17 protein-coding genes are annotated in these 11,486 nt (G+C 51.9%); all 17 read left to right on the top strand.

From position 1 onward, the window contains the following. Positions 1–280: P2 family phage major capsid protein (locus AAC854_RS19255; RefSeq protein WP_340618521.1), on the top strand; the 280-nt coding region annotated here is incomplete at its 5' end. Beyond that, positions 280–1,002 (top strand): phage terminase small subunit, encoded by a 723-nt coding sequence (gpM, locus tag AAC854_RS19250; RefSeq protein WP_340618520.1) that lies wholly within the window; start codon positions 280–282, stop codon positions 1,000–1,002. The genes AAC854_RS19255 and gpM, both read left to right, overlap by 1 nt. A 103-nt stretch (positions 1,003–1,105) precedes the next feature. Then, the gene (locus tag AAC854_RS19245; protein WP_340618519.1) at positions 1,106–1,558 is read left to right on the top strand and encodes a head completion/stabilization protein; all 453 of its coding nucleotides are present in this window, start codon (positions 1,106–1,108) and stop codon (positions 1,556–1,558) included. After that, on the top strand, positions 1,555–2,043 hold the full coding sequence (locus tag AAC854_RS19240; protein ID WP_340618518.1) for a phage tail protein: 489 nt from the start codon (positions 1,555–1,557) through the stop codon (positions 2,041–2,043). The genes AAC854_RS19245 and AAC854_RS19240 overlap by 4 nt, the downstream gene beginning before the upstream one ends. Continuing rightward, on the top strand, positions 2,040–2,714 hold the full coding sequence (locus tag AAC854_RS19235) for a phage virion morphogenesis family protein (RefSeq protein WP_340618517.1): 675 nt from the start codon (positions 2,040–2,042) through the stop codon (positions 2,712–2,714). Before AAC854_RS19240 ends, AAC854_RS19235 begins: the two co-directional genes overlap by 4 nt. A 24-nt stretch (positions 2,715–2,738) precedes the next feature. Next, complete coding sequence (locus AAC854_RS19230; RefSeq protein ID WP_340618516.1) at positions 2,739–3,860, top strand: DUF2586 domain-containing protein; 1,122 nt, start codon at positions 2,739–2,741, stop codon at positions 3,858–3,860. Further along, positions 3,857–4,312, top strand: a complete 456-nt coding sequence (locus AAC854_RS19225) for a DUF2597 family protein (RefSeq protein ID WP_099117085.1) — start codon at positions 3,857–3,859, stop codon at positions 4,310–4,312. The genes AAC854_RS19230 and AAC854_RS19225 overlap by 4 nt, the downstream gene beginning before the upstream one ends. Positions 4,313–4,324: 12 nt before the next feature. Next, entirely contained in the window at positions 4,325–4,618 is a 294-nt protein-coding gene (locus AAC854_RS19220) for a phage holin family protein (RefSeq protein ID WP_086110340.1), read from the top strand. Then, positions 4,615–4,953 carry a M15 family metallopeptidase gene (locus AAC854_RS19215; RefSeq protein ID WP_340618515.1) on the top strand — a complete coding sequence of 113 codons (339 nt, stop codon included), beginning with the start codon at positions 4,615–4,617 and terminating at the stop codon, positions 4,951–4,953. Before AAC854_RS19220 ends, AAC854_RS19215 begins: the two co-directional genes overlap by 4 nt. Next, on the top strand, positions 4,953–5,342 hold the full coding sequence (locus AAC854_RS19210) for a hypothetical protein (RefSeq protein ID WP_340618514.1): 390 nt from the start codon (positions 4,953–4,955) through the stop codon (positions 5,340–5,342). Before AAC854_RS19215 ends, AAC854_RS19210 begins: the two co-directional genes overlap by 1 nt. Positions 5,343–5,440: 98 nt before the next feature. After that, positions 5,441–5,710 (top strand): putative phage tail assembly chaperone, encoded by a 270-nt coding sequence (locus tag AAC854_RS19200; protein WP_340618522.1) that lies wholly within the window; start codon positions 5,441–5,443, stop codon positions 5,708–5,710. Continuing rightward, the gene (locus AAC854_RS24385; protein WP_422824107.1) at positions 5,674–5,901 is read left to right on the top strand and encodes a DUF6890 family protein; all 228 of its coding nucleotides are present in this window, start codon (positions 5,674–5,676) and stop codon (positions 5,899–5,901) included. The genes AAC854_RS19200 and AAC854_RS24385 overlap by 37 nt, the downstream gene beginning before the upstream one ends. Beyond that, positions 5,898–8,222, top strand: a complete 2,325-nt coding sequence (locus tag AAC854_RS19195) for a phage tail tape measure protein (protein ID WP_340618512.1) — start codon at positions 5,898–5,900, stop codon at positions 8,220–8,222. Before AAC854_RS24385 ends, AAC854_RS19195 begins: the two co-directional genes overlap by 4 nt. Further along, positions 8,215–8,550, top strand: a complete 336-nt coding sequence (locus AAC854_RS19190; RefSeq protein ID WP_340618511.1) for a DUF2590 family protein — start codon at positions 8,215–8,217, stop codon at positions 8,548–8,550. The genes AAC854_RS19195 and AAC854_RS19190 overlap by 8 nt, the downstream gene beginning before the upstream one ends. Beyond that, entirely contained in the window at positions 8,540–9,724 is a 1,185-nt protein-coding gene (locus tag AAC854_RS19185; protein WP_340618510.1) for a baseplate J/gp47 family protein, read from the top strand. Before AAC854_RS19190 ends, AAC854_RS19185 begins: the two co-directional genes overlap by 11 nt. Further along, on the top strand, positions 9,717–10,373 hold the full coding sequence (locus AAC854_RS19180) for a phage tail protein (protein ID WP_340618509.1): 657 nt from the start codon (positions 9,717–9,719) through the stop codon (positions 10,371–10,373). Before AAC854_RS19185 ends, AAC854_RS19180 begins: the two co-directional genes overlap by 8 nt. A gap of 11 nt (positions 10,374–10,384) precedes the next feature. Continuing rightward, the coding region (locus AAC854_RS19175; protein WP_340618508.1) for a phage tail-collar fiber domain-containing protein at positions 10,385–11,486 on the top strand (1,102 nt) is incomplete at its 3' end.

Genomic DNA, 11,486 nt, shown 5'->3' with positions numbered 1-11,486 from the left:
GCTGGAAAGCACCATTGCCGGACGTCCATCAATGATACCGCCATTTATGCCGGGTAAGCGTATGATTGTCACTATGTTGCCGAACCTGCAAATTCTGACCCAGCGCAATACTCGCCAGCGTAAGGCGGAATTTGTGGACGACCGTAAACAGTTCGAAAACAAATACCTGCGCAACGAAGGTTACGCACTGGAAACGCCAGAATTGTATGCCGCTTATGATGAAAAGGCCGTGACCATTGGTACGGTGGCGGAACCTGCTGAAACTTTGGGTAACAAATAATGCTGTCGCCTGTTCAACGACACCGGGCAGAAGTGGCACTGCGCCAGAAACTGGCACGGCAGCAAGCTGTCGCCATTGCCGATGGTGCAAGTATGCACCTGCAAGCCCGTGCCATTGGGCAGGATGTAAAGCGGTTACGTGAGTTACTGACCACAGCAGAACGGGTCGAGATGAAACGGCGGGAATTGTTACCCAACTACCTGCCCACGGCACAACGTTATCTTGATGAAGGTGAGGTGTACAGTAATCCGATTTTCGTCTACTGCGTGATCTGGTTATTTGATATCGGGGAGTTTGATCAGGGATTGGACTGGGCGGATATCGCCATTGAGCAAGGACAGCTCACTCCCGATAACTTTCGTAGTGGTTTTCCGGCGTTCGTGGCCGATACCGTGTTGCTTTGGGCACGACGGGAAGCGGAAGCCGGAAATCCTGTGGAACCCTATTTCTCACGGACATTTCACAATGTCACTGAAAAATGGAAAGTTCACGAGAAAATCAAGGCCAAATACTACAAATTCGCGGCCTTACTCCTGCTAAAAGGGAATAACGCCGACATTAAGGCAAGTAGCGTGGATAGTCTGGATGTGCTGGAGCAGGCAGATAGCTGGCTGGCAAAAGCTCATCAGTACAATCCGGCGTCGGGGGTAAAAACCTATCGACAACGGATCGCCGCCCGGATTCGGGCACTGACAAACGAAACGCTCAACCTTAATCAATAACGACTACCGCAAGCCGGAGCGGGCGCGGTGGAGGCAGAGCAATTTATTGCTGATGGCCGTGGAAACCGGACAGCCCGCTTTTTTTTCAGGGAGAGAATGACCGATGTTTAATGGCAACACGGTGGATTATCGGGATGCCCCGCTGACCAATGATGGTTTTTGGCCTGACTTGAATTTGCGGGAGTTTCAGGCTAATCGCAAATTGCCGCCCGATTTGGATAACGACATGCTGGCGAATGCGCTGCTGGCAACGGTGGCGGAGATCAACCTTGATTTGCAACGCCTGAAAGCCAGCTTGCAGGCCCAAGGCTACCAGACTGCTGCCAATGTGCCGGGCATTTCCATTAACGGCAATACGGCGCTGGTCAGTCAGTATAAAAAAGCGGTTTATGCGCGGGCAAAAGCTGATTTATTGGGGGAATACACAACACTGGTCAGCCGTGCCCCCAATCCGGGACAGGAAAGTCCCGAAGTACGCAAAAGGTTACTGGCTGAAGCGTCGGTAGTGCTGCGCAACATGAAAGGGCATGGACGCACCACGGTACGTCTGATATGAGCAAGTTACAGCAATTAACGGCCTTTTTACGGGAAAATCTGCCGGAACGGATTTGCGAAACGGAATTTAGCAGTGAAATGGATGAAATCCGCTTTATTCCGGCGCAACGGGATTTAGGGCTGGGGCAATACCAGTTTTTCATTCAGCAATATGAGGCGATCATTGCATGGGGGCGTTTCCCCTATCGGGAATGTGACCCGCGCAATATTCCGCTGTTGATTGATATCTGGCTGACCGAGCAGGGTGATGGCTTCAATGAAGCCAATGTTGAACAGGAACGCCCGGCACTGACCGTTGAAGTTGACGATAACACGGCGGTTGTCGTGGTATCGCTGTCGCTGGCTGAACCTGTCGTGATACGGGAAGATCCGCAAGGCATGATCCCGTTTGATGGTAAGCGCTGGTCGCTGGCTGATGCCGAAGTTTGGTTCGCGGAACAGGGTACCGTACACAGTGTGGATGAAACCGGGGCACTGATAGCATGATCCACGGGCAATTAAATCGCAATCAGCTTAAGCAATTGCAGGAAGCACTTAGCAGCCTTGATTTACCGGATAAGAAGCGCCAGCGCCTGTTATGGCGTATCGCAAAATATGCCCTGATTGATGCCGCCAAGCGCAATGTGCGTAATCAGCAATCACCGGACGGCGAAAGCTGGCCTGCCCGCAAAAGTGCCAGACGACAAAAAATGCTCCGAAATATGCCGAAGTTACTGCATATCAAGGAAATGCCCGAAATTGATGCTGTTCGGGTGTATTTGCAGGGCGGGCATTATCGCAATGGTAGTCAGCAAGTGCCTGCGGGTGTCGTGGGTTATGGGCAACAAAATGGCATGAGCTTTCAGATTAGTCGGCAACAAGTGAAAAAGAATGTTGACCGTGAACGGATGGCGACTATCAGGCAAGCAAAAAAGCTGCGTGACTTAGGCTATAAAGTTAAAAAAGGTAAACGCTGGCGTAAACCTCCAATCAAGGAAATTACTGCCAATATGAAGTTTATTCAGGCCGGAACGATGATCCGCGTATTAAGTGGCGAAGAAATCAAAAGCAAATGGGAAATTACTATTCCTGCTCGTGCGTTCTTGGGCATAAATGAGGACGAGTTCAGCAAAGCGCTGGAACGCCAGTTACAAGGGATTGGATACGGCACAGGATAAGTGCCTCAATTAAGGGATGAAACTATGTGGCCACATGTTCAGGTTAACCAGGTTAACCAACTGCAAGGCGAAACCAAGGAGATTGAGCGGGTATTGCTCTTTGTGGGGACGGGCAAAACCAACACAGGCAAAACGATTGCCGTCAATACCCAGACGGACTTTGATTCCGTACTGGGAACGGCAAGCACGGCTCTCAAATGTCAGGTACTGGCGGCGATGGCTAATGCCGGGCAAAACTGGTCGGGCTATGTGCATGTATTGCCGGAACTGGCTGATGAACGGGCGTTCGTGGAGGCCGTCATTGCGGCGCAGGTGGTCGCCAGTGTGGAAGGCTATGTGCTGACCCTTGGCGCAACCAAAGAGGTGATCAAGGCGGCGCAAACCCTGCGTGCCAACACCATCGCCAAGTTTGGCCGCTGGCAGTGGGCGATTCTGGCGGTGGATGCGCCCCAATCTAAGGAGCCGTGGGCCGATTATGTCAACCGCTTGGCAGAGCTGCAAAAAGGAGAAGCGGTGGCCTCGGTGCAGTTGGTGCCGTGTCTGTGGGGTAATGAGGCAGGCGTCTTGGCCGGGCGTTTATGTAATCGCGCCGTGACCGTGGCAGACAGCCCCGCACGGGTACAGACCGGGCCATTAATGGATTTGGGCGCGTCAGACTTTCCGAAAGACGGCACAGGCAGAGCCATTGATTTAGCCACCTTACAGGCACTGGAAAAACTGCGTTTCAGTGTGCCGATGTGGTATCCCGATTATGACGGCCTGTACTGGTCAGATGGCCGTACACTGGACGTGGAAGGTGGGGACTACCAGAGCATCGAAAACCTGCGGATTGTCGATAAGGTGGCGCGGCGTGTGCGGTTGCAGGCAATTGCCAAAATTGCCGACCGCAGCTTAAACAGCACACCGGGCAGTGTGGCAACGCATCAGGCTTACTTTGCCCGTACCTTGCGTGAAATGTCACGCAGTACCGAAATTAACGGGGTGACGTTCCCCGGTGAGGTGAAATCACCAAAAGACGGTGATGTTGCTATCACATGGCGCAATAAAAACACCGTGGAAATTTATATCACTATCCGCACTTACGAATGTCCGAAAGGGATTTCGGTCAGTCTGTTGCTGGATAGCAGTCTGGAGAAAAGCGCATGAGCCAACGTATTTCAGGCCAGTCGATTGATTTTAATATGGACGGGGATCTGGTTCATGCGGAAAAGGTCAATCTGTCCATTACGGATAACACGGCTGCCGCCCAAACGCAGGGCGTACCGGATGGCTATATTGCCGGGGATGTGGCGGCGGAAGGGGAAATTGAACTCAGTACCAAATATCTGGAGATTGTGACCGCCAAAGCGCGTTCGGCGGGATCATGGCGGGGCATTCAGCCCGTCGATTTAATGTGGTACGCCAAAGCGGGTAACGAGGAAATCAAGGTCGAAGCCTACGGCTGCAAGCTGATTGTGAGCGACATTCTGGATGTTGATCCGAAAGGGGGCAGTGTCATGACTCACAAAGTCAAGTTTGTGGTGACCAGCCCGGACTTTGTGCGCATTAATGGCATTCCCTATCTGGAAGCGGAACTGACGCAAAGCCTGATTGGGTAAGGATGGCAGTTCATGGAAGAACATGAAAAAACCTTTGTTACGCTGGTGCTATTGGGGGCACTGATTGCGTTAGGCAAGATGCTGACAGGCAACGAACCGATCACCTTACGGCTGTTTATTGGCCGGGTTATTCTGGGGTCGGCGGTGTCTGTCATGGCGGGGGCGTTACTGATTTGGTGGCCGGGCATCAGCCCGATAGCGGTCACGGGGATTGGCAGCGCACTGGGGATTGCCGGCTATCAGTTAATTGAGGTCTGGCTACGCAAGCGCGGCAGCGCCTTGTTAACAGGGAAGTTAAAGCAATGACACTGAGTGAAAAACAGCAATTATTTGCGGTACTGGTTGCCCAACTCATTTTATGGGCGGATGAGCGCGGTTATCGCGTCACGTTCGGGGAGGCCTACCGCACGCCGGAGCAGGCTAAACTGAATGCCCAAAAAGGGGCTGGTATTGCCAACAGCCTGCATACCCAGCGTTTGGCCGTTGACCTGAACCTGTTTATTCAAGGCCAGTATCAGACCCGCAGTGATGCCTATCTGCCACTGGGTGAATATTGGGAGTCTCTCGGTGGCACATGGGGCGGGCGTTTTTCCCGTCCCGATGGCAATCATTTTTCACTGGCGCATAACGGAGTGAAATAATGCTCAAGGCACGGACGCTGTATGTACTCTGCCTTGCGTTAGCGTTCGGTGCGGGCTGGCGCGTCAATCATTACTACCGTGACAGCGTAGAGCTTGGAATAACACGGGCGGCGGCGGAAACCGGGGAGAGCATCCGGCAAGAATTGCAGGCCATTTCCAGCGCCTCCGCCCGGCAACTGGAAGGTAAACTGGAGGAGATCGCCCATGCTGCCCCCAGAGAAATACGTACTGAGGTGGTTAAGCCTGTTTTTACTGCTGTGTGCGTTAGCCCTGAGTTTGTCAGGATGTACAACGAGACAGCCGACAGCATTGAACGAACCTTATCAGGAAAACTTACTGACACCCTGTCAGGAACGGTTACCCCGACTGGCGGGAATGACCGGAAATAATTTAGCAAATATTGTGATTGATTATATCCAGATATATGGCACTTGCGCCGCCCGGCATAATCAATTAGTGGATGAAATAAATAAAAGAAAGGAATTTAATCATGAAAGAAAATAAAATTATCACGTTAATTATTGGCGAAAAAGAAATTAAATTTGAACCAAATATTATTGCCTATAACAGCATGATTAATGACATGACACTGGATAATAAAATTGTGCCGATTGTCACTTACTTGCGCCGCATTGTGCAGCCTGCCTCTAAAGCCGCGCTGGATGAGTTTCTGCAAATCCCCGGCGCGGCCATGCAGATTGTGGAGCGTGTAAATTCGGAATATGCACCGAAACTGGACATCGAAATAAAAAACTAAATGCACGGGTTAAGGCCATTGACCAGAGTTTATTTGAGCAGGCCTTAATATTACGCCGTCATTATTTACCGAATGAAAAAGATAATACGGAAAATTTAGCCCGGGCTATTTGGCTGGATAATCGTTATTGGGAAAATATGCGCATTGCAACGGCAAACGGCATAGCATTAGCGTTCAAGGGTGAACCATGAGTGGGCAATTAGATTTTACCTTAAGCCTGATTGATAAAATTACCCAACCGCTGGCGAAAGCCAAAGCGGCGGTGTCAGGCTTTGCCCAGTCGTCGCAAGATGCGTTTGGCAAACTGGCCGTTGGCGGCGCAGGTCTGGCCGCGTCGTTCTGGTCTATCAAGGGCTTTCTGGATCCGGCCATTGAAATGGATGAGGCGCTGAGTTCTGCCACGTTGCAGGGTATTGACAGCAGCGTGATGGATAAAGTGGCCAAAGATGCCATGACGTTTAGTTCCCAGTATGGCAAGTCATCCATTGAGTTTGTGCAGTCGGCATCGGAAATCAGCAAGGCCATTGGCGGACTATCGCAAAGCGATCTGCCCCAGATGACCCATATTGCCAATACAACCGCCGCCGCCCTGAAATCCAGTGCCAGTGATGCCAGCGCCTACATGGGGAAAATGTTTGCCCAGTTCTCCGAGCAGGCGAATGCCGTCGGGCATGTTCAGTTTGCGGAACAACTGGCAGGCAAGGCGGTGGTGATGTCAAAAACGTTCGGCATGTCCATGACCGACATTGCGGATGCGATGGAAGGGGCACGTGCTGCCGGGACACAGTTTGGTGTCGGCATTGATGAACAATTGGCCGTGTTGGGGGAATTGCAACGTTCGCTGGGCACCGAGTCCAGCGGCGCGTATGAATCCTTTATCACCAGTGCGGAAACGGGCGGCAAAAAGCTGGGCTTAAGTTTTACTCATGCTTCCGGCAAATTGCTGTCGATGCCGGAGATGCTGGAAAAGCTCCAGGCTAAATACGGCAAGAGCATTGAAGGTAACCTTAAGGCGCAGGCTGAAATTGAGGAAGCCTTTGGCGATTCGGCCGTGGTGGTCAAGCAGCTTTTCGGTAATGTCGATGCCCTGCGCAAGAACATGACGGCATTAGGTGCCAACGATGGCATGAAACGCACCCGTGAAATGGCCGAACGGATGGCGAACCCGTGGGAACGGCTGCAAGCCATCTGGCAAAATATCCGTATTGTCATTGGTTCAACCTTGCTGCCAGTGATCAAACCGTTAATCAATAAGCTGGCTGATGGAAGCCAGATATTGGTGCGCTGGGCAAAGCTGTTTCCCAATATCGCCCGTTGGATTGGGTATATCTCAGTCGGCATATTGAGTTTTGCCGCGGCGGGGGCGATTGCCAATATCGTGATGGGTGTCTCCCGCTTTATCTGGCTGGGCTTGATCCCTTTATGGAATGCCGGGGCATTCATGCTTTCCTTACTGACGGGAAGAATGAATGTCATGTCGAAAGCCAGTGCCGGATTGAGCAGTATGCTAACGCGGATGCGATCCTGCCTGATTGTGACCAAGATAGCCTCTTGGGCAGCAGCAGCAGGGTTTACCGCCATGACATGGCCTGTACTGGCGATTATTGCGGTGATTGCTGCTCTGGTGATTGCGGTCATTAAATTCTGGCACCCGATTAAGGCGTTTATTAAAGGGTTTATTCAGGGATTTAGTGGAGCCAGTGGCGCACTGGCTCCGTTATCGCCCGCATTTGATGCATTGGGGAGTGCGATAGGTTTTGTCTGGGAAGCGGTGAAAAGCCTGTTTGGCTGGTTTGCCGATTTATTAGCGCCCATCCAATATACGGATGAAGAGTTACAGGGCGTGACTGAAACGGGGCGCTCTTTTGGGCGTATTGTGTCTGGTGCCATCGGCTTGTTAATGATGCCGATTAATCTGGTGATCCAGGTTGTCGGTACGCTGGCGCAGTTATTTGGTTCAGCATTGCAGGCGATTGGGCAAGGCTGGGACAAATTTTGGAACTGGTTCAGCAACTTTTCACTGGCTGATGCTCTATCAGGCATGGCAGGGGGTGTCAGCGATCTTTTTAGTGGCTTATGGGACAGCATAAAAGCGTCATTTAGTGAGGCATTTGACTGGATTGTAGAAAAACTCAATTACATTCCGGGCGTGAATATTGAAACTAAAGCCATTGAGAAGACGGTCACCGAACCGACCGGAAAAGCAGTGGCTCCGGTGCAAGGCATCGGGGAAAATACGGCCAAATTAATGACGCAACCCAACGGGATTTTGCAGGGCCAGCCCCAAGCGATGATCCAGCCTGTGAAGGCCATTAAACCGCCCGAAACTGAGGGCGTATTAACGGGCGGAAAAAAGCAGGGCATTGGCAAGCAGGGTCTGATGAAAGAGGTAACAACAAATTCACAGACCATCACGGATAACAGCCGCCGGATTGAAAATGTGACACTGAATGTGAAGGGCAACGTCACACCGGCACAACTCACGGAATGGGAGCAGGTGGCTTATGGATGAGCCGAAATACATTGATTTATTGATTACGGACGGTGATTTTACGCTGAACTCAGGCAGGGAGCCGCAATGTTGCAATAACCGCCGCTCCATTGGTCAGGATTGTGTTCACGCCATCCTTGAGAGCGGCCTTGCTACCGAACTGGTGGCAGAGCGCAGCCCGACCCTGCGTGCCGACATCCGCACCCAGATAGAAATTCTGGTCGAAGATGATGCGCGGATTATTCCGGGCACGGTCACGATTAATGAAGAGTCGCCGACTAAATTGTGGATCACGGCGGAAACTTACGATTTTGGCCGTATTAGTGTGAGTGTGGGGCATGGAAACTAAGCCAACCATTGATTATGAAAAAGTGCTGCGTGACAGCGGGATGCCGACCACGGAAGCCGATATCCGCCAAGCATTTGCCAAGGTGGTGGATGAAGCGGGCTTGGTGACCAATACCTCGCGCATGTCCCCGTTCTGGCGGTTGGTTAACACGATTGTCACGCGTCCGGTGTTGTGGCTGAAAGACGCATTAATCAACGTCACACTGAAAAACATGTATCTGGCGACGGCATCGGGGACATGGCTGGATATGTTTGCGTGGGGCGTCAACCTGAAACGTAAACCCGCCTCGGCAGCCCTTGGTGCTATCCGTTTCTATAAAGCGGCGGGCGCTTCGGCGGTGACTGTGCCTGCGGGAACCGTTATCCAGACCGAGCGCATTAATGGTGAAATCTACCGGGTCAGCACCACGGAAAGTGTTGTCATTGCCGAAGGAGTCAGCAGTGCCTTACTGCCTGTGATGGCGGAGGTTGCGGGCGGGGCCTTTAACCTTGCACCCGGTTATTTTCGCATCCTGCCTGTGGCCGTCTCTGGCATTGCGCGGGTACAGAATGAAGAAGGCTGGCTGTTAACCCCCGGCGCAGATGCGGAATCCGACGATGAGTTGCGTGACCGTTGCCGCAACCAGTATAACTTGGTCGGTAACTATCATACCGATGCGGTTTACCGGGGCATGATTGCGACGGTGGCGGGCTTAAGCATTGACCGGATTTTCTTTTTGCACGATGCGCCGCGTGGGGCAGGCACGGCTAACGCCTATTTGTTGCTGGATTCGGGGGTGATCAGTCAGCCGTTTATTGAGGCGGTGAACGATTACATCACCAATCAGGGCCATCATGGGCATGGGGATGATATGCAGTGCCTGCCGATGCCGGAAACCCATCATGCGCTAACGGTGACGCTGTTTGTGGCGAACATGGCGAATTACAGCCAAGAGCAGATAGTCACCCTGAAAACGGATATCAGTAACCTGATCCGCTGTGCGTTCCGGGAAAATACTGATTATGACGTGAAGAAAACATGGCCCTACTCGCGCTTTTCCTTTTCGAACTTGGGCCGCGAGATACACCGTGAATTTACCGAAATTGAGTCACTGACTTTTTCATTGGGCGACATTCTCAGTGAATTGAGTGTCCCCCGGCTGCAATCACTCACTGTGGAGGTGAAGAATGTCTGAGTTCCGGGAACGTCTTAAGCGGCTGGCCTTACCCTCATGGATGGACAAGGGGGAACCCGCCAAACTGCTTAATGCGGCGCGGGCATTCTGGACGGAAGTTTACGGCTGGCTGACATGGCCGCTCGCTCAACTGGATGCCGAAACCTGTTCTGAGGCGCTGTTATCGGTGCTGGCCTACCAGCGGGATATCCAGCGCTTTAACGGGGAACCGTTGCCCTTGTTTCGCAAGCGGGTGAAGTACGCCTTTATCAATGCCAAAGATGCAGGCAGCATCGCGGGGTTTATTGCCATTTTTGAACGGCTGGGCGTGGGTTATGTGGAATTGCTGGAGCGTCAGCCGGACATTGACTGGGATGTAATTATCCTGCGCCTCAGCGACGGGCAGATAGCGGCTAATCCCGATTTATTGATGAATATCATCCGTCAGTATGGCCGAACCTGCCGCCGCTACCGCTTTGAAGTGATCGCCAAAAACCAATTGTTAATGCGGGTTGGCAGTATTGGTGCAGACTATTGCACTTATGCCGCTGCCATCCCGATCCAGCCATTATTGTTAAAAGTGGGGCATATCGCAGGCGTTGCCATTTGTGACAGTGCCAGCCTCAAGGAACACACCGCACCGACTGTGACCTACGGTGCGTCATTATAAGGAAATAAAAAATGTCCTCAGTCATTACCCTGGACTTTGAAAAATGGAAGGCCCAGCAAGTTGCCGTAGGAAAGGCGGTCGTGCTGGATGAATTTGTTTTTGCCAATGTGCCGAATCTTGATCCGGCAAAGGCATTCAGTCGTGATGAAAAGTTGCCTGCGGCAAACTACATCGTTCACCGTCAGGCCGTTAATAAAACAGGTCTTGCCAGTGAGAACGCCGTGGCCTACAGCGTCACATTAGGGACGGAAGTCGGCAATTTTGATTTTAACTGGATTGGCTTAATCAATCAGGCTTCCGGTGTTATCGGCATGATCACCCATGCGCCTACCCAGAAGAAAATCAAGACCGCCAACGGCTTGCAGGGCAATGTCCTGACCCGCTCTTTCTTGCTGGAGTTTGACGGCGCCGCTATCGAAACCGCCATTACTACCACTGCTGAAACATGGCAGATTGATTTTACCGCCCGCTTATCCGGTATCGACGAGATGCAGCGTTTGATCAATACCGACAGTTACGGCGAAGCGGCGTTCTTCGGTGAGGGCTTTGCCGTGGTGCGTCAGGGAGAACAGTATCTTGTCAAAAAAGGGCTTGCTTATGTCGGCGGGTTGCGTGGGGTACTGGAGTTTGAGCAGACGCTGAATAGCCTGCGCAATACCCGAGTGTATGCCGATTTTAGCTATCAGGGTAATCTGGTGAGCCAATGGAAAACGGTCGTTAAAATTACGGTCGCTAATGACCTGCAAAACTATATCGATGCCGCGGGTTATCCGCATTATGTGTTTGCGATTGCTAATGTTGATGGTGACGGGAATGTCACGGATTTACGCCCGGCAGGGTCATTGAATGATCGGGATATTGCAGCACTGAATGGCGAGCTTGGCAGGGTTAAGCAGGATTATGCGACGAATGCGGCGTTATCCAATGGACTGAATGAGAAACAACCGAAAGGGGACTATGCGACCAATCCGGCACTCAATGCGGTGAATGACAATGCCAATCGTCGTTTGGCGATAGAACTGAATGGGACAGATATTTCCGATAAGAATGCGTTCATTGACAATCTTGGTTTACGGGAAACCAAAGACCGGGCACTTAATTCACTGGATACGC

The sequence above is a fragment of the Xenorhabdus entomophaga genome (assembly GCF_037996725.1).
GTDB lineage: Bacteria > Pseudomonadota > Gammaproteobacteria > Enterobacterales > Enterobacteriaceae > Xenorhabdus > Xenorhabdus khoisanae.
This window is presented reverse-complemented; position numbering and strand designations above follow the sequence as displayed.